General features: G+C 36.9%; 26 protein-coding genes and 1 other annotated feature. Of the genes, 25 read left to right on the top strand and 1 reads right to left on the bottom strand.

The window, feature by feature from the left end:
• Positions 1-69 precede the first annotated feature (69 nt).
• The 6 genes from U9M49_RS08950 to U9M49_RS08925 all read left to right on the top strand — a co-directional run bounded on the left by U9M49_RS08950 (position 70) and on the right by U9M49_RS08925 (position 4,633).
• The gene (locus tag U9M49_RS08950) at positions 70-849 is read left to right on the top strand and encodes a hypothetical protein (protein WP_095372453.1); all 780 of its coding nucleotides are present in this window, start codon (positions 70-72) and stop codon (positions 847-849) included.
• Positions 850-851: 2 nt separating this feature from the next.
• Positions 852-1,226, top strand: a complete 375-nt coding sequence (locus tag U9M49_RS08945) for a GntR family transcriptional regulator (RefSeq protein ID WP_095372454.1) — start codon at positions 852-854, stop codon at positions 1,224-1,226.
• Positions 1,216-1,911 (top strand): ABC transporter ATP-binding protein, encoded by a 696-nt coding sequence (locus tag U9M49_RS08940; RefSeq protein ID WP_095372455.1) that lies wholly within the window; start codon positions 1,216-1,218, stop codon positions 1,909-1,911. Before U9M49_RS08945 ends, U9M49_RS08940 begins: the two co-directional genes overlap by 11 nt.
• 9 nt (positions 1,912-1,920) lie before the next feature.
• Positions 1,921-2,841, top strand: coding sequence for an ABC transporter ATP-binding protein (locus U9M49_RS08935; protein ID WP_322909623.1), 921 nt, complete (start codon positions 1,921-1,923; stop codon positions 2,839-2,841).
• A 3-nt stretch (positions 2,842-2,844) separates the two neighbouring features.
• Positions 2,845-3,801, top strand: coding sequence for an ABC transporter permease (locus U9M49_RS08930; protein ID WP_095372457.1), 957 nt, complete (start codon positions 2,845-2,847; stop codon positions 3,799-3,801).
• Positions 3,802-3,883: 82 nt separating this feature from the next.
• Positions 3,884-4,633: a polysaccharide deacetylase family protein gene (locus U9M49_RS08925; protein WP_322909622.1), complete on the top strand. Its 750-nt coding sequence runs from the start codon at positions 3,884-3,886 to the stop codon at positions 4,631-4,633.
• A 178-nt stretch (positions 4,634-4,811) separates the two neighbouring features.
• On the opposite strand, the gene U9M49_RS08920 is transcribed toward U9M49_RS08925, so the two are convergent.
• Positions 4,812-6,077, bottom strand: coding sequence for a replication-associated recombination protein A (locus tag U9M49_RS08920; protein WP_095372459.1), 1,266 nt, complete (start codon positions 6,075-6,077; stop codon positions 4,812-4,814).
• A gap of 238 nt (positions 6,078-6,315) precedes the next feature.
• On the opposite strand from U9M49_RS08920, the gene U9M49_RS08915 reads away from it, so the two are divergent.
• The 19 genes from U9M49_RS08915 to U9M49_RS08825 all read left to right on the top strand — a co-directional run bounded on the left by U9M49_RS08915 (position 6,316) and on the right by U9M49_RS08825 (position 25,110).
• Positions 6,316-6,975 carry a YitT family protein gene (locus U9M49_RS08915; RefSeq protein WP_322909621.1) on the top strand — a complete coding sequence of 220 codons (660 nt, stop codon included), beginning with the start codon at positions 6,316-6,318 and terminating at the stop codon, positions 6,973-6,975.
• Between the two features lie 52 nt (positions 6,976-7,027).
• Entirely contained in the window at positions 7,028-7,447 is a 420-nt protein-coding gene (cymR, locus tag U9M49_RS08910; protein WP_095372461.1) for a cysteine metabolism transcriptional regulator CymR, read from the top strand.
• 24 nt (positions 7,448-7,471) lie between these two features.
• A complete protein-coding gene (locus U9M49_RS08905) occupies positions 7,472-8,614 on the top strand; it encodes a cysteine desulfurase family protein (protein WP_322909620.1) in 1,143 nt (380 codons plus the stop codon).
• A gap of 29 nt (positions 8,615-8,643) precedes the next feature.
• Positions 8,644-9,759, top strand: coding sequence for a tRNA 2-thiouridine(34) synthase MnmA (gene mnmA, locus U9M49_RS08900; protein WP_322909619.1), 1,116 nt, complete (start codon positions 8,644-8,646; stop codon positions 9,757-9,759).
• A gap of 298 nt (positions 9,760-10,057) precedes the next feature.
• Complete coding sequence (locus tag U9M49_RS08895) at positions 10,058-10,711, top strand: tetratricopeptide repeat protein (protein ID WP_095372464.1); 654 nt, start codon at positions 10,058-10,060, stop codon at positions 10,709-10,711.
• Between the two features lie 42 nt (positions 10,712-10,753).
• Positions 10,754-13,153, top strand: a complete 2,400-nt coding sequence (locus tag U9M49_RS08890; RefSeq protein WP_322909618.1) for an ATP-dependent RecD-like DNA helicase — start codon at positions 10,754-10,756, stop codon at positions 13,151-13,153.
• A 131-nt stretch (positions 13,154-13,284) separates the two neighbouring features.
• The gene (locus tag U9M49_RS08885) at positions 13,285-13,755 is read left to right on the top strand and encodes a PRC-barrel domain-containing protein (RefSeq protein WP_095372466.1); all 471 of its coding nucleotides are present in this window, start codon (positions 13,285-13,287) and stop codon (positions 13,753-13,755) included.
• 19 nt (positions 13,756-13,774) lie between these two features.
• The gene (locus U9M49_RS08880) at positions 13,775-13,966 is read left to right on the top strand and encodes a hypothetical protein (RefSeq protein WP_095373640.1); all 192 of its coding nucleotides are present in this window, start codon (positions 13,775-13,777) and stop codon (positions 13,964-13,966) included.
• Positions 13,967-13,991: 25 nt separating this feature from the next.
• A complete protein-coding gene (locus U9M49_RS08875; RefSeq protein WP_095372467.1) occupies positions 13,992-14,123 on the top strand; it encodes a DUF3918 family protein in 132 nt (43 codons plus the stop codon).
• Between the two features lie 146 nt (positions 14,124-14,269).
• Positions 14,270-15,346, top strand: coding sequence for an AI-2E family transporter (locus tag U9M49_RS08870; protein WP_322909617.1), 1,077 nt, complete (start codon positions 14,270-14,272; stop codon positions 15,344-15,346).
• An 89-nt stretch (positions 15,347-15,435) separates the two neighbouring features.
• Positions 15,436-15,642: a binding site (T-box leader), on the top strand.
• A gap of 54 nt (positions 15,643-15,696) precedes the next feature.
• A complete protein-coding gene (gene alaS, locus U9M49_RS08865; protein ID WP_322909616.1) occupies positions 15,697-18,330 on the top strand; it encodes an alanine--tRNA ligase in 2,634 nt (877 codons plus the stop codon).
• Between the two features lie 159 nt (positions 18,331-18,489).
• On the top strand, positions 18,490-18,756 hold the full coding sequence (locus tag U9M49_RS08860; protein WP_095372470.1) for an IreB family regulatory phosphoprotein: 267 nt from the start codon (positions 18,490-18,492) through the stop codon (positions 18,754-18,756).
• A gap of 1 nt (position 18,757) precedes the next feature.
• On the top strand, positions 18,758-19,174 hold the full coding sequence (ruvX, locus tag U9M49_RS08855) for a Holliday junction resolvase RuvX (RefSeq protein WP_095372471.1): 417 nt from the start codon (positions 18,758-18,760) through the stop codon (positions 19,172-19,174).
• 12 nt (positions 19,175-19,186) lie between these two features.
• Complete coding sequence (locus tag U9M49_RS08850; protein ID WP_095372472.1) at positions 19,187-19,468, top strand: DUF1292 domain-containing protein; 282 nt, start codon at positions 19,187-19,189, stop codon at positions 19,466-19,468.
• A 432-nt stretch (positions 19,469-19,900) separates the two neighbouring features.
• Complete coding sequence (gene mltG / locus U9M49_RS08845) at positions 19,901-21,025, top strand: endolytic transglycosylase MltG (RefSeq protein WP_322909615.1); 1,125 nt, start codon at positions 19,901-19,903, stop codon at positions 21,023-21,025.
• Positions 21,026-21,262: 237 nt separating this feature from the next.
• Positions 21,263-21,904 (top strand): O-methyltransferase, encoded by a 642-nt coding sequence (locus tag U9M49_RS08840; RefSeq protein ID WP_322909614.1) that lies wholly within the window; start codon positions 21,263-21,265, stop codon positions 21,902-21,904.
• 120 nt (positions 21,905-22,024) lie between these two features.
• Complete coding sequence (gene udk / locus U9M49_RS08835; protein WP_095372475.1) at positions 22,025-22,660, top strand: uridine kinase; 636 nt, start codon at positions 22,025-22,027, stop codon at positions 22,658-22,660.
• Between the two features lie 146 nt (positions 22,661-22,806).
• Positions 22,807-23,283 carry a transcription elongation factor GreA gene (gene greA, locus U9M49_RS08830; RefSeq protein WP_095372476.1) on the top strand — a complete coding sequence of 159 codons (477 nt, stop codon included), beginning with the start codon at positions 22,807-22,809 and terminating at the stop codon, positions 23,281-23,283.
• 66 nt (positions 23,284-23,349) lie between these two features.
• A complete protein-coding gene (locus U9M49_RS08825) occupies positions 23,350-25,110 on the top strand; it encodes a peptidoglycan D,D-transpeptidase FtsI family protein (protein WP_322909613.1) in 1,761 nt (586 codons plus the stop codon).
• Positions 25,111-25,135 lie beyond the last annotated feature (25 nt).

The following is a 25,135-nucleotide window of genomic DNA, read 5'->3' as shown; positions in this document are numbered from 1 at the left end:
TAGGCTTGACGGAAACAAAGTACCGGTGTACTATTTAACTAATACACTAGATGTAAAAAGGAGGAAAAAATGAATCCTTTTCGTGGCTTGCTCGTAAAAGAATTAAAGATAATGAAATCTCACTTTTATGGCGTAATTTTAACCGTGTTCTTTGCCGTGTTAATAGGCTTAGCATTGACTCATTATTTTAAGGAAGGTAATATTTTACCTGCTTTTCTGTTCTTCTTATTTTTTGCGCATATTCTGTTTTACCCTATTTTTATTTTGTATTCCTTAAATTTAGAGACAAAGACGCAAGGGTGGTTGCATAACCCAAATCGGGGTTCTTATTTATTGAGTAGTAAGCTAGTGGCCATTAGTATTTATTTTGTAATGTCGATAGTCATTACCATTTTCTTAGCAATAGGGAGCTATTATTATAATCCTAATGTCTCATTCTATGACAACATACCAGTTGTTCTTCCGCTTTACTTATTATTATTTATCACTTGTTTGTCTTTCTATTTTGGTTTATGGTTCTGTTTTTATTGGTTCGTTTACTATAGCTTAAAAAATGTACCAATCTTAGGAAGGGTGCGCTCAGTATCTTTATTTATCATAGTAGTTGTGCAAATGTTCATTTCTGGTTTAATAGGTGAAAGCGATTGGTACAAACAATTAGTCCATATGAGTGAGCTTGATTTAAATGTAGATTGGCTGCATTTCAACTTTTTTGTTCAATCAGACGGGTTCACATTCAATATGGCTGATAGTACAATCTCCATTGTAGAAATCCTTTTATACCTCGTTACAGCTAGTCTGTTATTCATTACCTCGACTTGGTTGCTCGAAAAGAAGGTTGAGGTGTAATAATGGCGAAAGAGTTTCATTCATCACAGCCGATATATCTCCAAATCATGGAACGGGTTTGTCAACAGATTGTGAGAAAAGAGTTAGCTCCAGGGGAAAAATTACCCTCTGTTCGTGAGATGGCCCTTACATTTGGGGTGAATCCAAATACAATTCAAAGAACGTATCAAGAGCTAGAAAGGATGGAAGTCGCCTTGGCGAAGCGTGGGCAAGGAACATTTGTAACAGAAGATACAGCCAAGTTAATGAACTTAAAAAGAGATATGCAAAAGCAGATCATCCAATCCTATGTAAATAATTTGCGAGAGTTAGGCTTTTCTAATGAGGAAATGAAACAAGGGCTATCTCAATTCCTGAAGGAGGATCATGATGATTGAGTTTCATAAGGTGAATAAGAAATATGGCTTTAATCAGGTTTTGAAAGATATCAGCTTTACAATACGCCCTGGGAAAATCATCGGTCTAGTGGGACCGAATGGAAGTGGAAAATCCACCATATTGAAACTCATCTCTGGTCTAACTTATCCTTCAAGTGGTGAAGTCAATGTATTAGGCGAGCCTGCTAATAGAAGAATTGCGTCCAAAGTCATCTATTTAACAGAGGCAGACAGTTTTTATCCTTCTTTTACGGTTAGAGATATGCTGAATTTTTATGAGAGCCAATTTGCTGATTTTGAACAAGATAAAGCAATGGAACTACTTCAATTTATGAACTTAAATGATTCAGTAAAAATTAGGTCATTATCGAAAGGAAACCGTGGACGGTTAAAGTTAGTATTGGCTCTTGCTAGAAGAGCACCTATTCTACTTTTAGATGAACCATTTTCTGGATTAGATCCAATGGTTCGGGATTCGTTGGTTCAAGGATTATTAAGCTTTATTGATTTTGAGAAACAAACAGTGCTAATGGCTACACATGAAATAGAAGAAGTTGAAACAGTCCTTGACGAATTGATTATGATAGAAGATGGGAAATTTCTTGGTCAGTATCATGTAGAAACAATAAGAGAAGAAAAAGGGCTGTCTATCAAAGAATGGATGAAAGAAACATATAAGGGGTGAGGAAAAGAAATGAAAGCAGTAGTTAAAATTGAAAATGTAACAAAGATCATTAAAAAGAGAAAAATTATTGATTCCTTAAGTTTTGAAGTAATGGAAGGAGAGGTTTTTGGGTTTCTAGGCCCTAATGGTGCGGGTAAAACAACCACTATTCGGATGATTGTTGGCTTAATTGGCATTAGTGAAGGTGATATTAAAATTCTTGACAATAGTGTGCAAACAAACTTTGAGAAGGCAATCCAACATGTAGGAGCGATTGTTGAAAATCCAGAAATGTATAAATTTATGAGTGGATATCAAAATCTCCTCCATTACGCAAAAATGGCAGAGGGAATTACAAAAGAAAAAATTATGGAGACAGTAGAGTTTGTTGGTTTGACTGAGAGAATACATGATAAGGTGAAGACTTATTCTTTAGGTATGCGGCAACGACTAGGGTTAGCTCAATGTTTGTTACATGACCCTAAAGTGTTAATTCTGGATGAACCAACAAATGGATTAGACCCCGCTGGTATTCGTGAAATCCGTGACCATGTAAGGAAGTTAGCAAGAGAAAGAGGAATGGCAGTCATTGTATCTAGTCATCTACTATCAGAAATGGAAATGATGTGTGATCGAGTCGGTATTATTCAAAAAGGTAAATTAATTACGATTCAGTCTGTCCATGAGCAAGTAGAAGGAGGAGCAAAGGAATATGAAATTGACGTCGATCATCCAACAGAAGCAATGTTTGCTGTCAATAGATTAATTCCACAACAGCAAGCAGAAGTGAAGGGAAATACGCTTATGCTGCGAGCACAAAAAGAGGATATCCCTTTATTGGTGAAAGAGTGGGTTCATGATGGAATTAATATATATCGTATTCAAGAAACGACGAAAACGTTGGAAGACCGCTTTCTTGAAGTGACAACACTACAGAAGGAGGCGGAATAAGCGATGTTCTCATTAATTAGAAACGAATGGGTGAAAATCTTTAAACGAAGTGGCACTTATGTAATGATTGGCATTCTTCTTTTTATCGTCGCTGTAGCAGGTGCTTTTATGAAATACCAAGATGTACAAGGATCAGTCCCTCCAAATGAGCAATGGCAAAAAGGGTTACAAATGGAGATAGACTCCTATGAGAAGGAGCTGGAGAATTCCGGAGATATGCTTCCAGAGGATGTAAAAGAAAGCTATGAAAAGATCATTGCCATTAATGAGTATCGCATCGAAAACAATATATCACCAAATGGAGATTACGAGGCACTGAGTTTTATATCTGATATGTCTTCGCTAATAGATTTTGCCGGTTTGTTTATGATTATTATTGCTGGAGGGATTGTAGCAAGTGAATTTAATTGGGGAACGATTAAACTGCTACTCATTCGCCCAATTACTAGAAGTAAAATTCTTCTCTCCAAGTACATAACTGTGCTGTTATTTGGTTTCAGTTTGCTCTTTTTACTTTTCATGTTCTCTGGCATATTAGGCCTCGTTCTATTTGGTTTAGGTGGTAGTGAACCGTATCTCTTATATCAAGATGGAGTAGTAAAAGAACAGTCAATGATTTTGCATTTAATCAATGTGTATAGTTTATCATCCATTCAAAACATTATGCTAGCAACGATGGCCTTTATGATTTCATCAGCATTCAGAAGTAGTTCATTAGCAATTGGTTTATCTATTTTCCTTATGTTTGCTGGTGGACAAATTACTCACCTCATTGCGATGAAGTATGATTGGGCGAAATATAGTTTATTTGCTAATACCGATCTGTTTCAGTACTTTGAAGGAACACCGATGTTACCAGGAATGACGTTAACTTTTTCCGTTATCATGTTGATTGTTTATTTTCTGATATTCCAAATCATTGCATTTATCATATTTAAGAAAAGAGATATAGCTGGATAAAATCTAGAAGCTGCTGGAAATTTCCAGCAGCTTATTTTTATGGGTAAAATGGCCAAAATAATCATTGAAGGAGTGTGGGGTCATGAGGATAAAGTGGTTTTTTCTCGTTTTTATAATGATTTTATTTATACCATTTCGTATTAGCGAGGCTTCGATTAAGGAAAGAGATGAATACGAACAATTGGGCCTAGCCATTTGGGATTTTTGCCAAATGAAAGGAAATTATGTAGCACTTACATTTGATGATGGACCAGATCCTGTATACACGCCGCAAATCTTAGATTTATTAAAAAAATATCAAGTAAAGGCGACTTTCTTTGTCGTGGGGAAAAAAGCAAAGGATTTCCCTGAGGTGATACAGCGTATAAATAAAGAAGGTCATGAAATTGCTAATCATACGTATAACCACGGATATGATGTCTTAATTAAAGAAGATAAATTGACAGAAGAACTTATAAAGACAGAGGAGGTTGTGAAAGCCATTACTTCTAAATCAATGACGTTATATCGACCAGTTGCAGGAATATACAATGATACTATTATGAATACAGCTACAAAACAAGGTTATTTAGTAACGATGTGGTCTTGGCATCAAGATCCTAAAGATTGGATGAACCCTGGTGTTTATCCTATTTTTCATCACGTATCTACTGCGATGAAACCTGGAGATATAATTGTTTTACATGATGCTGGTGGTGATCGTTCACAGACAGTGTTTGCACTAGAGGAAATCTTGAAAACAATGAAAAATATTGAATTTAAAGGGGTAACTGTGTCCGAGCTTATTTTACTTTCACAAGAGATTCCAACAACTATCTTCGATGCAAAATAACACGTTTTCTCTTTTTTTGAGTGGAAATAAGTGGTGATGAAAAGATATGTTCTGCGTTACTTATCAGAGTGACAAGAGATAGATAAGGCATTGCCAAGTATTTTATTGTTAACAAATGAGGAAAATCCACTCAAACATTTAGAACTGAGTGGATTTACTATCTTTTTTAGCCAGAATCTTACTGTTGTAGCCGTTTGTAAACATTGGAAAGAGCTTGTTCAAATTTACCGTTCGTTTTTGGCTCATAATAAGTTTTCTGCTTAATGTTATTAGGCAAGTATTGTTGCTTTACCCATCCATTTTCATAATCATGCGGGTATTGATAGTCAATGCCTCTACCTAATTCTTTGGCCCCTTTATAATGGGCGTCTTTTAGGTGATCTGGAACTTCACCGCTAATGCCTGCACGTATATCTGATAAAGCCCGGTCAATCGCCATAATAGCTGAATTAGATTTCGGTGAAAGGCATAGCTCAATCACTGCATTAGCTAACGGAATTCTTGCTTCAGGGAAACCTAACCGCTCTGCTGATTCAATGGCTGATAATGTTCTTTGTCCAGCTTGGGGGGAGGCAAGTCCGATATCTTCATAAGCGATAACCAATAGTCTTCTTGTAATACTAACCATATCTCCTGCCTCAATTAATCTGCCTAAATAATGAAGGGAGGCATTCACGTCACTTCCACGAATGGATTTTTGGAATCCAGATAAAACATCGTAATGTGCATCACCATCTTTGTCATGTGCCATACTCTTTTTTTGCATGCATTCTTCGGCAGCTGAAAGTGTGATGAGGATAGTACCTGAGTCATCTGGTTCAGTTGAAAGCACTGCCAATTCAAGCGCATTTAGCGAACTACGAACATCGCCTCCAGATGCAGTTGCAAAGTGAGTTAATGCCTCATCTTCTATGTCTATTGTCTTATTACCCAGCCCTCTATCTTCATCAGCAATAGCTACTTTTAATGCCGTTTTAATCTCTTCCACTTCTAATGGCTTTAGTTCGAAAATTTGACATCGACTTCTGATGGCGGGGTTAATTGCATGATAAGGATTGCTAGTAGTAGCACCTATTAAGGTAATCATGCCATTTTCTAAATAAGGTAAAAGAAAATCCTGTTTTGCTTTATCTAAGCGATGAACCTCATCTAATAATAAAATAACCTTACCTGACATCTTTGCTTCGGCTGCTACGACTTCCATATCCTTTTTATTATTTGTCACTGCGTTTAAAGTGCGAAAAGCGAATTTAGTACTACCAGCTATTGCACTAGCAATAGAGGTTTTTCCAATTCCTGGTGGTCCGTATAATATCATCGATGATAGTTGTTTCGCTTTTACCATTCTATGAATAATTTTACCTTCTCCCACGAGGTGTTGTTGACCAATAATTTCATTGATTGTTCTTGGTCTCATTCGAAAAGCTAACGGTTTGATACTCAACTATATCACTCCTAATTAGATAAGAGGCTTATCCTGTTCCTTTTGATAACATATCATAAAATTAAAATAGCTAAAATGATTAACGCTTGCAAATGTGCTATAATAGCAAGGTCTATTTATATGTTGTGAAGAAAAATGTTTTTAACCTATCCAACTACTTATTAAAGAGTATTCTACCATTTAATGGAGGGCGTAAGAAAAAAGATTAAAAATAATCTATCCTGTGAGGGCTTGTCAAATGATCAATAATAATAAAATAGGGCAAACAGGACCGAGGTTTATTATCTATTTACTCGGTTTATTAGTAATGAGTTTAGGAATTGTACTCCTTATTGTTGCAGATTTAGGCGCAACACCTTGGGACGTATTGCATGTAGGTTTGTATTATCAATTAGGGTTATCAATTGGCACCTGGTCTATTATTGTTGGTATTCTTGTACTTGCCATTGCGGCAATCATTGGTAAAGAGATGCCAAAAGCAGGTGCTTATCTTAATATGATTCTTATTGGAATCTTTATTGATTTGTATTTATTATTACCGTTTATGACCACTCCTGAAACGATTTGGGGAAAGTTCATTATGTTTGCTTGTGGTCTTTTAATTAATTGTTATGGTATGGGCATGTATATATCAGCTCGTTTAGGTACTGGGCCACGGGATAGTTTAATGATGGCATTAATGAATCGAACAGGTTGGAAAGTTGCCTATATAAGGTCAAGTATGGAAATTATTGTGTTAGTTATCGGTTGGCAGCTTGGCGGTCCTGTTTTTTGGGGGACAATCGTTTTAAGCTTGGCTACTGGTCCAATAGTCGGTGCAGCATTACCACAATGTCAACGATTTACGAATAAGTTACTTGCACGAATGAAGGAAAGAAAAGTATCGATTGCCTCATAACAGGTAACGATGGAATTTATAGAGAGAATAAAGATGAATAGAGGTGTCGGGAATGAAAATATCGACAAAAGGTCGTTACGGATTAACGATTATGATAGAACTCGCTAAGAAATATGGGGAAGGTCCCGTTTCATTAAAAACAATTGCACAAGCAAATGATTTATCAGAACACTATTTAGAACAATTAATTGCTCCTTTAAGAAATGCTGGTTTTGTGAAAAGTATAAGAGGAGCTTATGGCGGATATATACTTGGAGATGAGCCATCAAAGATCACTTCAGGCGATATTATTCGCGTATTAGAGGGTCCGATTAGTCCAGTTGAAGGGATAGAAAATGAAGAACCAGCTAAAAGAGAATTATGGATGCGTATACGTGACGCAGTGAAAGAGGTATTGGATAATACAACGATTGAGGATTTAGCAAACCATAAAGATAATGGTGAATCCGATGCTTATATGTTTTATATTTAACAGATTGGCAAGAAGGTGAAAAAAGTGGAAAGAATTTATTTGGATCATGCGGCAACAAGTCCGATGCATCCTCAAGTAATTGAAGTAATGATGCGAATGATGCAAGAGGATTACGGAAATCCATCAAGCATTCATTCTTTTGGTAGAGAAGCAAGACAAGTACTTGATCGGGCAAGAGAAGTAATGGCATCAAGTATTGGAGCTATTGCAAACGAGATTATTTTCACAAGTGGTGGAACCGAATCCGATAATCATGCTATTTTTGGAGTAGCTCGAGCGAATCAAAATAAAGGTAAGCATATCATCACTTCAGAAATTGAACATCATGCAGTACTACATGCGTGCGAAGAGCTTGAAAGAGAAGGATTTGAAGTAACATATTTACCAGTCAACAATGAAGGGGTCATTGAGGTAGACACTGTTAAGAAAGCGTTACGAGATGATACAATTTTAGTTACCATCATGTATGCGAATAATGAAGTTGGTACCATTCAGCCCATCGCTGAGATAGGTAAACTGCTCGTTAATCATCAAGCAGTCTTTCATACAGATGCGGTACAAGCTTATGGCCTATTGCCTATAGATGTGAATGAAGCAAATATTGACTTACTTTCTGTTTCAGCTCACAAAATAAATGGTCCAAAAGGTATTGGATTTCTATATTGCCGGAAAGACATTTCCCTTCCTTCAAGATTGTTTGGGGGCGAGCAAGAAAGAAAGCGTAGAGCTGGAACGGAAAATGTACCTGCCATTGCTGGTTTTTTAGAAGCAGTGAAAATAAGTCAACAAAATAGAGGGGCTAAAAGTACGCACTTTCAACAATTAAGAGAAATGTTCTTGCAAACATTGATAGAAAATGGAATAAAGTTTAAGCAAAACAGTTCGCTTGCTGAAACACTTCCTCATGTATTAAACTTAAGCTTTCCAGGAACAAATGTGGAAGCTATGCTTGTTAATTTGGATTTGGTAGGGATTGCCGCATCTAGTGGTTCTGCATGTACAGCAGGATCTATAGACCCATCGCATGTACTGGTCGCGATGTTTGGTAAAGGAGATGAGCGGTTAGCTAACTCTATAAGGTTCAGCTTTGGCTATGGTAATACATTAGAACAAGCAGGTGTAGCTGGAAAAGAAGTAAGTAAAATCGTGCAACGATTTCAGGCATAAATAAAGTATAGCAAAGAGAGGTGAAGACAATGACAAAAGCGCCAAAAGATACGCGAGTTGTTGTTGGGATGTCCGGTGGTGTTGATTCATCGGTAGCTGCACTCCTTCTCAAAGAACAAGGCTATGATGTCATCGGCATTTTTATGAAAAACTGGGATGACACCGATGAAAACGGTGTATGTACAGCGACGGAAGACTATGAAGATGTAATCCGCGTATGTAATCAAATCGGTATTCCATACTATGCTGTCAACTTTGAGAAGCAATATTGGGATAAAGTGTTCACCTACTTTCTTGAAGAATATAAAGCAGGTAGAACACCGAACCCCGATGTCATGTGCAATAAGGAAATAAAATTTAAAGCGTTTCTAGAACATGCGATGCATTTAGGTGCTGATTATTTAGCAACTGGTCATTATGCGCGTGTAGAAGAAAGAGACGGCGAAGTAAAAATGCTTCGTGGCCTTGATGAAAACAAAGATCAAACGTATTTCCTTAATCAGCTTTCGCAAGATCAATTAAAAAAAGTAATGTTCCCAATCGGCAATATTAAAAAGTCAGAGGTAAGGGAAATTGCGGCAAAAGCAAATTTAGCAACAGCTACTAAGAAGGATAGTACAGGTATTTGTTTTATTGGTGAAAGAAACTTTAAAGAATTCCTAGGTAACTACTTACCAGCTCAACCAGGTAATATGGAGACATTTGATGGTAAAGTAGTCGGTAAGCATGATGGTTTAATGTATTATACAATTGGTCAAAGACATGGTTTAGGGATCGGTGGCGCAGGTGAGCCTTGGTTTGCGATTGGTAAGGACTTGAAAAGGAATGTTCTTTATGTAGGACAAGGCTTTCATCATGAAAAATTATATTCCGATTCCCTTGTAGCTGTGAATGTAAGTTGGGTATCTGAAAAAGAAATGCCACAAACATTTGAATGTACAGCTAAATTTAGATATCGTCAGACAGACAATAATGTAACGGTGGAACGCTTAGCGGACAATAAAGTTCGAGTGAAGTTTCATGAGCTAAGTAGAGCGATTACCCCTGGCCAATCAGTTGTTTTTTATAACGGTGACGAATGCTTAGGCGGAGCAACAATTGATGAAGTATATATTAATAGTAGTCAACTCACATATGTAGGATAAAAAATCAGGCAAATTGATTGCCTGGTTTTTTATTTTTCCCACGTTTTTATGATAAATCTTCAACAAGTTACTGAGTCTAGAATGGATACGCACAAATGCCGCAAATCATCGAAGTTAACTTTTCTCCTCTCATTCTTTGGAGAAGCTGGAAAATCAAGCCGTGTACCAACTATATTATGTTCAATTCTAAAAACCTAAACAAATTATGCCTGAACGTTTAGCCTGTGAATGAAGTCATAACGAAAAATATGCTATACTATTTCGAAGAGTAAAGAGATAGAAATGGAGTCGATAAATAATGGATAAAAACCAACAAGGTATTCAATATATGCAAGAAGGTAAATGGGAAGAAGCAGCTAAGATTTTTATGGAAGCCATTGATGAAAACCCTGAGGATGCGGTTTCTTATATCAATTTTGGTAATGTTTTATCAGCCGTTGGCGACGGAGAACGAGCATTGAAGTTTTTTCTAAAAGCAATTGAACTTGATGAAAACGCGGGTGTTGCTTATTATAGTGTCGGAAATTTACTTTTTGAAAAAGAACAATTTGACGAGGCTAAAAATATGTTTGAACAAGCGATGCAAAAAGGAATCGACCATGGAGACAATTATTTTATGTTAGGTATTTCCCTTATGCAATTAGAGCAAGGGAAATTAGCATTACCATACTTGCAACGTGCAACTGAATTAAATCCACAGGATGCAGAAGCGGCGTTTCAATATGGTCTTTGCTTAGCGCAATTAGAATTAATAGATGAAGCCATTAAGCAACTACAACAATGTATTGAATTAGATGAGGAACATGCAGATGCTCATTATAATCTCGGTGTCGCTTATGGTTTTAAAGAAGACGTGCAAAAGGCACTCGCTCATTTTAATCGTGCATTGGATATACAACCGGATCATATGCTTGCCGGCTACGGTAAGAAAATGATTGAAAAACAAGCATAAGATAAAAAACAAGATGCGCTTAAAAAGGAAGGAGCATATGGGATGGATGAGCAGAATTCTTTAGATTTATTTGCTGAACAAAAAACGTATGTAAAGGGCAAGCATCTTGTGACTATTTTCCATAATGAGAGTAATCTTTATACGGTTTTACGTATTCGGGTGCTAGAGACAAATGCACAATATGAAGAGAAAGAAGCGGTCATTACTGGCTACATACCGAAAATCCATGAAGAGGAGACCTATACATTTATAGGGGAATGGAAGGAACATCCAAAGTTTGGGTTGCAATTCCATGTAGAGCAGTACAAGAAAGAAATGCCTCAAACAAAAGAAGGTGTCGTTAATTATTTATCAGGTGACCTCTTTAAAGGAATTGGTAAGAAAACGGCACAAAGTATCGTGGACGAGCTTGGAGAAAATGCGATCAATAGCATTTTAAATAATCCTTCATTATTAGATGGGATACCAAAATTAGCAAGTGAAAAAGCGAAAGTTTTATACGACACACTTGTGGAGAATCAAGGAATTGAACAAGTCATGATTCACCTCAATCAACTTGGTTTTGGTCCACAACTATCTATGAAGATTTTTCAAACATATAAAGATCAAGCAATAGATATTTTGCAAAAAAAACCTTATCAACTCGTAGAGGATATTGAAGGGATTGGCTTCCATCGGGCAGATGAGATTGGACAACAAGTGGGAATGTCAGGTAGTCATCCTGACCGTATTAAAGCAGCATGTTTGTATGTGCTTGATAGTGAAAGTGCACAGGCAGGTCACGTATATGCTGAAGCAGAAGAATTACTCCCTGCTGTCAAAAAACTATTAGAGGAAAAAGCGACTGAGGTAATCCCTTACGAGGCGATTAGTGAAGCAATCTTAAAGCTCGGAGAAGAGAGAAAAGTGATTGCAGAAGGACAGCAGTTATATTTACCTTCTCTTTTCTTTTCTGAAAAGGGAATCGTTACAAATATCAAACGTATACTCAATCAAACGGAATTTAATGAACAGTTTCCTGAATCGGAATTCCTCCTTGCTTTGGGACAATTAGAAGAGCGACTTTCGGTACAGTATGCGCCATCTCAAAAAGATGCCATTCAAAAAGCGTTAATGTCGCCAATGATGATCTTAACTGGTGGTCCAGGTACGGGCAAAACAACGGTTATTCAAGGAATTGTTGAATTGTATGGTGAATTACATGGCTGTAGTTTAAATCCGAAAGACTATAAAAAAGAAGAGCCTTTTCCTTTCTTATTAGCTGCACCTACTGGAAGAGCGGCGAAAAGAATGGCAGAATCTACAGGATTACCAGCTGTGACGATTCACAGATTGCTTGGTTGGAATGGAAGTGAGGGTTTTGACCATCATGAAGAAAACCCGCTTGAAGGGAAAATTCTTATTGTTGATGAAACTTCCATGGTTGATATATGGCTAGCCAATCAACTTTTTAAAGCGATCCCTGAAGAAATGCAAGTCATACTTGTTGGTGATGAAGATCAATTACCATCTGTGGGCCCAGGTCAAGTATTAAGAGATTTATTACTTTCTGAACGTATCCCTTCGGTTATGTTGACAGATATTTATAGGCAATCGGAAGGCTCGTCAATTATTGAGTTAGCACATGAAATGAAAAAGGGAAGATTGCCGCAAAATATTACTCAGCAACAAAAAGACCGTTCCTTTTTTCAATGCCAACCAGGTCAAATTGGCACGGTTATCGGGCAAGTAGTGCGAAATGCAAAGAAAAAGGGGTATTTAGCAAAGGATATTCAAGTACTTGCACCGATGTATCGTGGTCCTGCAGGTATTGATCGCCTTAATAAAATGATCCAAGAAATTTTCAACCCTAATGAAGATGGTAGTAGAAAGGAAATTGCTTTTGGTGATGTTGTCTATCGCATTGGAGACAAGGTGTTGCAATTAGTCAATCAACCTGAAAACCACGTTTATAACGGTGATATGGGTGAAATTATTTCCATATTTTATGCAAAAGAGAACACAGAGAAACAAGATATGGTTATTGTTTCTTTTGACGGAGTGGAAGCAACGTATACAAAACAGGATTTAAATCAAATCACTCATGCCTATTGTTGTTCCGTTCATAAGTCACAGGGCAGTGAGTTTCCGATTGTTATTCTTCCGGTCGTTAAAAGTTATTACCGGATGTTACGGAGGAATTTATTATATACTGCCATTACACGAAGCAAGCAGTTCCTTATATTATGCGGTGATGAAGAAGCGTTAAAAATGGGTATACAACGATTGGATGATCAATCGAGGCGATCTAACTTACGATTGAAGTTACAAGATGAAATCTTCGAAGGAGAGACCATTGAAGCTATAGATGAATCATTAACATATGAAGATTATTTGATGAAAGTCGACCCGTTGATAGGAATGGAAAATATCACACCTTATGATTTTTTAGAGGCTGATTAGACTAAGATGAGAGATTTTTCTCATCTTATTTTTTTACCTATATACATAAAACAAATTGCCAACCTGGAAGAAGAATGACTCGCACCATCTTTGAACAAAATAACAATGTTCAAAGAAGGTGGGAGTAACTTTTGCGAACATTTTCCTTATTAAGAGGCTTGTCGGTAATCGTGTTGAATAACGGTAGGGCAATAGGTGAAGTGAATGATCTCTTCATCTCACCCGAAGGATTAGTGAAGGGACTATGGGTGAAGAACCACTCATTTATTCGTAAATCCTTTTTTCTAGATATTAAAGATGTGTACTCATTTGGTTGGGATGGTGTGATGATTGAGAGTTGTGATGTATTAACAGCTATACCAAAGCATAGTGATTTTACAATTGCTAGTGAAAATCGTCTGGCTGGCCGAATGATGATGACAAGAGAGGGCGATCGCTTAGGACTTCTTCAAGATGTATATTTCAATGAAGAATTGGGCACAATCGTAGGGTATGAACTATCAGATGGCTTCTTTTCTGATGTACTTGAAGGAAAGAAAGTAGTTAAAGCTAGTTGCGCACCAGCGATTGGAAAGGATGCCATTATTGTAAATGTAGAATAAGGTAGGTGTCCTTTCCATGATGCTTCAATGTCCTAATTGTCAAAGCAAAGATGTCGGTAAGATTGGCATAAATCAATATTACTGTTGGAATTGCTTTATCGAACTCTCATTGTCTAAAGGAATTATTCACACTCACCAAGTGGAAGAAGATGGGTCTTTAAGTTCTTTAGATGACTTATTTGATGAAGAAGAGCGTCGTTTTTCTTCATAAAAATTCTTATGAGAGGTGTCATATGATGAATAAAATGTTAACCTCAGCAGCTGTCATAGGCGCAGGTGTAGCCGCATATAGCTATATGCAGAAAAATAACATCGTCTCAAAAAGAGATATGAAAAAAATACAAAGAAAAGTAATGAAAATGTTTTAAATGTTTTGGCGTCCTCAATCAAATAGATTGGGGACGTTTTTTCGTACCTGTGCTATGTCAATAAATGAATCCATTCCGTCCCTTGTTTAACTTGTATGTATAATTCATATGCTCTCTTCTCAAGATAGTAAAGGGAGGCGTAGTGCATGGACGTTCGTATGAAATGGTTGTACCGTTTAGGCTTTGTTTTGCTTGTTCTCATTTTACTTTATATCTTTTTTCAATTAAAAGAATTATGGCTCCCTCTTTTAAAATTACTGCTTGTTGTGCTGATTCCGTTTTTACTTGGGGCGTTTTTTACTTATCTCTTACACCCTATTGTTGAAAAGTTACATCAAACGGGTATGCACAGAGGATTAGCAGCTTTAGGAATTTATTTATTATTTTTTGGTGGTGTTGGCTACGGATCGTATAAAGGGATTCCGGCTTTTATTCATCAACTAAATGATTTAGTTGATCATGCGCCAGAGTTTGCCGAGCAATATCGCTCTTTTATTGCTTTGGTTCAAGAACGCACATCTGAATGGCCAGAAACATTACAATTACGTGTAGAGGATGGGATTAACAATATTGAAGCAGCATTAGATAAATTATTAACAAAGGCAATTAATATATTGCTTGAGATTCTTAATTATGCTTTAATCATCGCTATTATCCCATTTATCTCCTTTTACCTTTTAAAAGATTATACGGATGTAAAAAAAGCAGTCTGGTACTTAACGCCAAGAAGATGGAGAAAAGAAGCTGTTTTGTTTATAAGAGATGTTGATAAGTCACTCGGAGGTTATATTCGTGGGCAGCTCCTTGTATGTTTAGTAATCGGGGTGATTTCAGCTACTTTATTTTGGGTGTTCGGTATGAAGTATCCATTGTTGCTTGGTTTTATCATTGCAATAACCAATATTATTCCGTATTTTGGTCCAATTATTGGTGCAGTCCCAGCGGTGATTATTGCAGCGACCCTGTCAGTCAAAATGGTGATTATCACATTAATTATTATAGTTGTATTGCAATTTGTGGAAGGGAATATATTATCTCCTTTAATTGTAGGGAAAAGCTTACATATGCACCCCCTCATTATTATGCTTTCATTACTAGCTGGTGGAGAAGCTGGCGGTATCATTGGTTTAATTATGGCTGTTCCGATTTTGGCAATCCTAAAAATTAGTCTTATACATGCACGTAAACTATTAATGAACCGACATAGGGCAGATAAGGTATAGTTTCAGCTGAATTTGTTGATACTGTTAGACATTGATATTGACAAAAGAGCAAAAATCTAGCTATAATTCGACTATATCTATTTAAATAATGTAAGATGTTGATGGAAGAAGTATGTTATAGTCCATTCGAAAGAGAGGAAATTCCATGGCTGAGAGAATTTCTCGATGAAGGATAACAGAAAGCTAATCCGGAGTGCAGTTAACTACTGCCGTTCACCGCGTTAAGGTGCTTTGAGAGGTGAGAGTTTTCTTTCACAATCAGGGTGGTACCGCGAGCTTAAGTTCTCGTCCCTGTATTGGGGATGAGGGCTTTTTTTTATGGTTACATAAATTTTTTAGGAGGTTTTTTTATGAAACATTTAACTGGTGCAGAAATTAGACAAATGTTTTTAGATTTTTTTAAAGAAAAAGGTCACGCAGTGGAACCGAGTGCTTCTTTAGTACCACATGAAGATCCGTCACTACTATGGATTAATAGTGGTGTAGCTACATTGAAGAAATATTTTGATGGTCGAGTGATTCCCGAAAATCCAAGGATCGTTAATGCACAAAAATCAATACGTACCAATGATATTGAAAATGTTGGGAAGACAGCACGTCACCATACATTCTTTGAAATGCTTGGGAATTTTTCTATCGGTGACTACTTTAAAGAAGAAGCGATTCTATATGCTTGGGAATTCTTGACGAGTCCAAAATGGATTGGTTTTGAAGAAGACAAATTATCTGTGACAATCCACCCTGAGGACGATGAAGCGTACAAATTATGGAGAGAAAAAGTAGGTGTACCAGAAGAACGAATTATTCGTTTGGAAGGGAATTTCTGGGATATTGGTGAAGGACCAAGTGGACCGAACACAGAAATTTTCTATGATAGGGGAGAAGAGTATGGTAACGATTTAAATGATCCTGAGCTCTATCCTGGGGGAGAGAACGAACGTTACTTGGAAGTATGGAACCTTGTATTTTCTGAGTTTAACCATAATCCAGATGGAACATATACTCCACTACCAAAGAAAAATATTGATACGGGCATGGGCTTAGAGCGTATGGCTTCAGTTGTGCAAAATGTAAAGACGAATTTTGACACAGATCTATTTATGCCAATCATTAAAGGAACAGAAGATATTTCTGCTGAGAAATATGGAAAAACTGCGGAACAAGATGTCGCATTTAAAGTGATTGCTGACCACATTCGTACAGTAGCATTTGCAATTGGTGATGGTGCTCTTCCATCAAATGAAGGTAGAGGATATGTTCTTAGACGATTATTACGTCGCGCGGTTCGTTATGCGAAACAAATCAATATTCATCGTCCGTTCATGTTTGAGTTAGTACCAGTGGTTGCAGAAATAATGGTTGATTATTATCCACAAGTAAAAGAAAAAACGGCTTTTATTCAAAAAGTCATTAAAAACGAAGAAGAACGCTTCCATGAAACGTTACACGAGGGTTTAGCTATTCTTTCAGAAGTAATGAAAAAAGAAAAAGCTAATGGACATACTGTAATCGATGGAAAAGATGTTTTCCGTCTTTATGATACGTATGGTTTCCCCGTTGAATTAACAGAGGAGTACGCAGAAGAAGAAGGGATGAGCATCGACCATGATGGCTTTGAAAAAGAGATGGAAAATCAGCGTGATCGCGCTCGAGCTGCTCGTCAAGATATAGATAGTATGCAAGTCCAGGATAGTGTCCTAGGTGAAATTACGGTAGACAGTAGGTTTGTTGGGTATGAACAATTGACGATTGATACTGAAGTAGCTGCAATTGTAAGTGGTGGCGAGCTAGTAGACCAAGCTGGTCAAGGCGAAGAGGTTCAATTAATATTGACAGCTACTCCTTTCTATGCTGAAAGTGGTGGGCAAATCGCTGATAAGGGAACTCTAACAGCAAGTGGCGTGAGGGTTGAAATAAAAGATGTGCAAAAAGCTCCAAATGGACAAAACCTCCATCGTGCAGTTGTCACAGAAGGAGAATTAAAAGCTCATTCATCGGTTAAAGCATCTGTAGATTATTTTAATCGTAATAAAATCGTAAAAAATCATACTGCGACACATCTTCTTCATCAAGCATTGAAAGATGTATTAGGTACGCATGTAAATCAAGCAGGTTCTCTCGTTGAACCAGATCGACTAAGATTTGACTTTTCTCACTTTGGACAAGTAACAGGAGATGAGTTAGAGAAAATCGAAGCCATTGTTAACGAGAAAATTTGGAATAGCTTAAATGTGCAAATTGACCTGAAAGATATTGAAGAAGCAAAAGCAATGGGAGCAATGGCTTTATTTGGAGAAAAGTATGGGAAAATTGTACGAGTTGTTCAAATCGGTGATTATTCATTAGAACTTTGTGGTGGCTGTCATGTGGCAAATACTGCAGTCATTGGTTTGTTCAAAATCCAATCTGAAAGCGGGATTGGTGCAGGCACAAGAAGAATAGAAGCAGTCACAGGTGAAGGTGCTTATAAGATGATGACAGAGCAAATCTCTGTATTAAAAGAGGCTGGAGCTAAATTAAAATCAAATATAAAAGATGTACCAGTAAAAATTGACAGCTTACATGCAGAGATCAAGCAATTACAAAGAGAAAATGAATCATTAGCAACTAAATTGGGTAATATTGAAGCTGGAAGCTTGATTGACCAAGTGAAAGAAGTGAACGGTGTAAAAGTATTAGCTGCAAAAGTTCAGGCGACAGACATGAACCACTTGCGTAATATGGCAGATGAATTAAAACAAAAGCTTGCTTCAGCAGTGGTTGTACTAGGTAGTGCGAATGAAGGAAAAGTGAATTTAATTGCCGGTGTGACAGATGATTTGATTAAAAGTGGCTATCATGCGGGTAAATTAATTAAGGAAGTGGCTACTCGCTGTGGAGGCGGTGGCGGTGGACGTCCAGATATGGCGCAAGCTGGTGGAAAAGACCCAGCAAAATTAGAGGGAGCGTTACAATTTGTAGAGGAATGGGTAAAATCCGTTTGATTCCCGAATAGTTTAGTGTAAAATGTAGGTAAACAAAAGCGAATCATAAAAAGAAGAGGTTATATAACCTCTTCTTCATGAACTTGGTGTAGCTATCCATCCTTCTCTTTTTGAATAGGTAGCTTAATCGCTTAAGAACAGAATAGTGAGGTGTAGCAATTGAGCTCATTTGACAAAACGATGAGATTTAATTTTCCTGAGGAACCATTTGAACAAGATGTCAATAAAGTTTTGTTCCATGTTCACGATGCCCTGCAGGAAAAAGGGTATAATCCTATTAATCAAATTGTAGGTTACCTGCTTTCTGGAGATCCTGCCTACATACCCCGTCACAAAGATGCAAGGAATGTGATTCGCAAGTTAGAACGGGATGAAATTATTGAAGAACTTGTGAAGTCGTATTTAAAACAGCAACGAGAGGGATAATATGCGTACAATGGGATTAGATGTCGGCTCAAAAACGGTCGGCGTGGCTGTTAGTGATGGTCTTGGTTGGACAGCCCAAGGCATCGAAACAGTGAAAATAAATGAGGAACAGAATCAGTACGGATTTAAACGTATTGGTGAGCTGCTCAAAGAATATGAAGTAACAAAGGTTGTTGTTGGCATTCCTAAGAACATGAATGGTACAATAGGGCCTAGAGGTGAAGCGAGTCAGTTCTATGGTAATGAACTTAACAAACGTTTCGGTGTTGAGGTTATTTATTGGGACGAGCGTCTCACTACAATCGCTGCAGAGAGAGTCCTACTTGATGCAGATGTCAGTCGCAAAAAAAGGAAAAAAGTGATTGATAAAATGGCGGCAGTCATGATTTTACAAGGTTATTTAGATAGCCAGAATTAAGAGGTGAAAGAAATGGATCACGGAGAAAACAATATCACAGTAGTAGATGAGGAAGGTAACGAGCAGCTTTGCGAAGTGCTTTTTACTTTTGACTCTGAAGAATTTGGCAAATCTTATGTTCTTTATTATCCAATTGGTGCAGATGAGGATGAAGAAGAGGTTGAAATTCATGCATCTGCATTCGTTCCAAGTGAAGATAATACTGATGGTGAATTAATGCCAATTGAAACGGACGAAGAATGGGACCTTATCGAAGAGATGTTAAATACATTTTTAGAAAACGAAGAAGAATAAATTTGAAAAGACCCGCGTATTTAGTGGGTCTTTTTTTTATGTTCTATCATCCTTCGCAGGTGAACTTGCGACTAAGGCTAACCCAGAATTAATATCACACAACAAAAAAACATTAAGTAAAAAAAGACTTAGCAAAATATAACCTATCTCAAAAAAAACCTCCACTTTCAGCATTGTCCTCATTTCTATCTCATTCTCTATAAACTTAACTCATTCATTATTAAGGGAGAGGTATTATTGATTAACGCTTTCAGTATAACTGATTCGTTCTATAGTAGAAGAATTTTGTCTAAATATGCTATCCTATGACAGAAAGTATAGTATAATAATCCGAGATGTATGAGAGCTATTTTCCAGCTATTAATACAGTAGCAACATGAGGCAAAAAGGAAGTATGAATAGTAAGGGGAAATAGTTGCAAGGAGGTTTACCATGACAGATGATAAAAAAGGTAAGATGAAAAAACAGTTGATAGAGAGGCAAACAGAGGCGAAAGTTGTGCGTAAAATCGTGTTAATTACAGCCATAATATTATTTGTAATCATAGGTGTTGGAGGGCTAGGTGGGTTCCTTTATGTGAATTCTGCTTTAAAACCTGTTAATCCAGATAACGACAAAGTCAAAAATGTCGAAATCCCTATAGGCTCATCCGTTTCAGGGATCGGACAAGTATTAGAAGAGAATGGGATAATAAAGGATGCTAGAGTATTCAAATACTATGTGAAGCTAAAGAATGAATCAGGCTTTATGGCAGGAACTTATGAACTGGCACCGGCGATGACTTTAGGTCAAGTCATATCAGAGCTGAAAACTGGAAATGTTGATCAAGAAGTCGTGTTTAAAGTCACACTTCCTGAAGGCAAGCAGTTGGAGCAAATTGCAGCAATTATAGCAGAAAAAGCAGGCATGGACGCAGACGAAGTCTTTGCAGAATTAAATGATAAAGCATTTGTACAGGAAATGCAGGAGAAATTTCCAAGTGTCATTACTGATGATGTTTTTGCGGAGAATATAAAATACCCTTTAGAGGGTTATCTATTCCCTGCCACATATGATTACTACAAAGAAGATGCAACGTTAGAAGAAATTGTAACACCAATGATTAAGAAGACAAGTGAAGTGCTTGCTCAGTACACAGATGCAATGGAGAACAAAGAGATGTCTGTCCATGAATTACTCACAATGGCTTCATTAATCGAAGAAGAGGCCACTGCACAAGTGGACCGCGATAAGATAGCCAGCGTTTTTTATAATCGTATGGATGAAGATATGCCTTTACAAACAGATCCCACCGTTTTATATGCACATGGTGAGCATAAGGAAAGGACATTGTATAAGCATTTAGAAATAGATGACCCATATAACACATATAAATACAATGGCCTAACACCTGGACCGATTGCTAATGCAGGTTCAACTTCTATTGAAGCTGCTTTGAATCCTGAAGAAACGGATTATTTGTATTTCCTAGCTACACCAGAAGGAGAAGTTTTATTCTCTAAAACATTGGATGAACATAATGTGAAGAAAAATGAGCACATAACTAGTAATAATTAAAAAATAGAGGAAGCTAAAGAGGTGTGAATGATGTTAGATCATCATTTATGATAAAATCTCATAGCTTTCCTCTTTTTTATGTGGTAAAATAGCACAAGCATTTTATATATTTTTTTATGTGGCGTATCATGCAGATAGCGTAGATGGTCCAAGCTCTTGTTGACAATCTACTAATGTGAGCGCTTTTTTTCTTGCATATGCAAAGGATGGAAGTTAAATTAATAGAGGTGAGAGTAATTGCTAAATGATGAGCTAATTACATATATGCAAAAATTAATACCGGATCGTACAAACCTCTTCATGGAAATGGAAGAATACGCTAGGGAAAATCGTGTGCCAATCATGGAACTAGAAGGTATTGAAGCCATGTTACAGATTGTACGAATTCAACAACCAACAAAAATATTAGAGATTGGAACAGCAATCGGATATTCCGCTTTACGAATGGCTGAAGCTTGTCCATCTGCTCATATTGTTACATTGGAAAGAGATCAGGAGCGTTATGAAAAGGCAGAGAACTACTTTGCAAGAAGCGGCATGGCGAATCAAATCACTTTAATTAAAGGCGATGCATTAGAGCAAGAAGATGAGGTTCGAATATTAGGTGACTATGATATGATATTTATTGATGCAGCAAAAGGACAGTATAAGAAGTTTTTCGAGATGTATAGTCAATATTTAAATGATACAGGTGTAATTATTACCGATAACGTGTTATTTAAAGGCCTTGTTTATGAAAAAGCAGAGATAGAAAAAAAACGCATCCGCAACCTAGTGCAAAAAATTGACCAATTTAATGAATGGCTTATGACAAATGATCGTTACCATACGGTGATTTTGCCTATTGGTGATGGTGTTGCGATTAGTAGAAAGAAATAAGTTTTGTTGTGATAAAGAATTATTACTAGTATAAGTACCATATGTTTGGCAATCATAGCAAAAAGGTGTATATTGTTAAACAGTAGCAAAAAAGCTACGATGTTAGGGAGATTGATAAAGATGAAGAGAAAACCGATTGTGATCGGTGTAGCTGGTGGATCAGGCTCTGGAAAGACAAGTGTAACGAAGGCGATTTATAATCAATTTCAAGGTCATTCTATTCTTATGTTAGAACAAGACTATTACTATAAAGATCAAGCACATCTACCGTTTGAAGAACGTTTGAAAACCAATTATGATCATCCACTTGCGTTTGACACAGATTTATTAATTGAGCATATCATCTCTTTAACGAATCACGAGGTCATCGAAAAGCCTGTATATGACTATTCTATTCATACGAGGTCAGATGATGTCATCGTTGTTGAACCAAAAGATGTGATTATCTTAGAGGGTATTCTTGTACTTGAAGATGAGCGTTTACGTGATTTAATGGATATGAAGCTGTTTGTCGATACGGATGCAGATCTAAGAATTATTAGAAGGCTTATGCGTGATATTAAGGAGCGAGGGCGTTCCATTGACTCAGTAATTGAGCAATATGTCAGTGTTGTTCGTCCAATGCATAATCAATTTATCGAACCGACTAAGAGATATGCCGATATTATCATTCCTGAAGGTGGACAAAATAAAGTGGCGATTGATTTAATGGTCACAAAAATTCAAACAATTCTTGAAGAAAAGTCTTTTTTATGACACAATAGCATAGAAAAATAATAAGGCTACAAACGTTTGCATAGATAGGCGCGTTCGATAAAGGACGCGCTGTAAATGCATTGTTTATAAAATTCATACATACTTTTGACCAATAATTGGTTATATATGGTAAAGGAGTGGGTGTTTTGAGTACAGAAAAAGTATTTCCAATGACACAAGAAGGTAAAACGAAATTAGAACAAGAACTAGAAAACCTAAAAACCGTTAAACGAAAAGAAGTGGTTGAACGTATAAAAATAGCTCGTAGTTTTGGTGACTTATCTGAGAACTCAGAATATGATTCTGCTAAAGAAGAACAAGCTTTTGTAGAAGGTCGTATTACGACTCTTGAAAACATGATTCGTAATGCTAAAATCATTACTGAGGATGAGATGAAAGGCGACGCAGTTAGCTTAGGCTCAACTGTTACTTTCGTAGAATTACCTGATGGTGAAGAAGAGACTTATTCTATCGTAGGTAGTGCAGAGGCAGATCCTTTTGAGGGCAAAATTTCCAATGATTCTCCGATTGCTAAAAGCCTTATTGGTAAAAAAGTAGGCGAAGAAGTGTCTGTGCAAACACCAGGTGGAGAAATGAGTGTTAAGATAACAAGTATTAACTAATAAAATTATTGTGTTTTAGCGTTTGAAATAGAAACACCTCGTCAACACTTTTGACGAGGTGTTTTTATGCAAAGAAAACGAGTCATTCTGTTTGTTTCTGTTATGATGATTATTTTATCAATACTTATTGTTAGACTGGCTCAAATACAGTTGTTTGAAACAAAGCATTTTACAAATAGAGACATTAACTTGATCAGTCAAAGTGTCGCACAACGCTCTAAGGAAATAGCTATAGATGCCGAGAGAGGGAATTTGCTTGATAGAGATGGCAAACAATTAACTGTAGCCTATAAAACGGTCTTAATCCTTTTTCCGTTCCTGAAAGATATAGAATGGGATGTCTCGAGTGTAGCTGAAATTCTTAAAGTTGATAATAGTCAATTCCGTCAAAAAGTTCAAGCAATAAAGGATCCTATTGTATATGGTGAGCGAGAACCTTTCATTTTGTCTAATGAACAAATGGAGGAGATTAATCAGTTGGAAATACCAGGTGTATTTGCAGTGAGAAAATCATACCCGATTTATGAGAGACCAGCAGGACAATTATTAGGGATTGCCAATAGGGATTTTTTACTAACCAAAAGATATCCTAATAAACACTTATCTAATATAACAAGACTAGGTGCAACTGGTATGGAAAAAAGCTTTGATGAACTTTTGTCTGGAGAAGGTGAAACAAAGCTCATTTATCATGTTGATGGAAAAGGAAGGCCTTTATTTGGCTCGAATGTAAAGTATGTTCACCCTGCGAACCCTTTTTATCCATTGAATATTAGAACGACGCTTGATTTTGAATGGCAGCAACGAATGGAAATGCTAGTCGATAAAAACGAGGTTACCAAAGGGGGGATGGTGTTAATAGATATTGAGGATAATTCAGTTGTCGCGATGGTTTCTCGTCCGAAAGTGAACCCAGTCAACCCTTTCGCTCATGGCGAAGAAGGTACAAATAATTTTATGGTACAAAATCAAGTACTAGGGTCTATTTTTAAAACTGTTATCGCTGCAGCAGCGATAGATTATGGGCTAGATGCAAAAAGTCGTATGTTTGATTGTAATCGGTCAATCAATGGAGAAATCGATGAAAATTATCAATACGGCATGCTTAATTTTAAAGATAGTTTTGCGAAAAGTTGTAATTATACATTTGCAACGGTCGGCAAAGAGCTGATGTCTATAGAACCATTGGTGGTGGATAGCTATGCCAATAAATTAGGCCTATCGATAAAAGTAGGATGGCAAGGAGATTTCTATCATTTAAAAGGCTTTCAGCAATTGGCAGATGAAGAACAAGGCCAGGTCTTTAGTGATCCGCGAAATAGAAAAGATACAAATCTAATTGCTCTAACATCCATTGGTCAATTAGATGTCCGCAGTACACCGTTAGCTGTGGCGAATATGATGGCAACAATCGCAAGAGGTGGAGAAAAGCAGATGGTACGTGTCGCCTCACAACTAGAATATAAAAATGGGACGAAAGTAAAGAGCTTTCAGTCTAAAAAAATTGTTGGTAAAAATATTAAGCCATATACAGCCATATCATTACAAAAGCTTCTTCTTGAAGTTGTCAATCATGATTTGGGGACAGGTAGGCAACTACAAAATTTACCGTATCAAGTAGCAGGCAAATCTGGAACAGGGGAAACAGGGAAAAAAGTGAATGGGCAGCAACTAGAAAATAAATGGTTTGCTGGCTATTTTCCATATGATAACCCAAGATATGCACTAGTAACCGTCCGGTTAGATGCCAAAAGTACCGACCCATCACCACTTTCTTTATTCGCTGATATTGTGAAAGAAATACATAGATTAGATCATTCCACGTAATGGTTATCCCTTCAAGTTTTTTAAA

Origin of the sequence: Cytobacillus sp. OWB-43 (assembly GCF_034651445.1) — a bacterium.
Lineage (GTDB): Bacteria > Bacillota > Bacilli > Bacillales > Cytobacillaceae > Cytobacillus > Cytobacillus kochii.
Note: the sequence above shows the minus strand (reverse complement) of the source record. Positions and strands in the feature narration are given on the sequence as shown.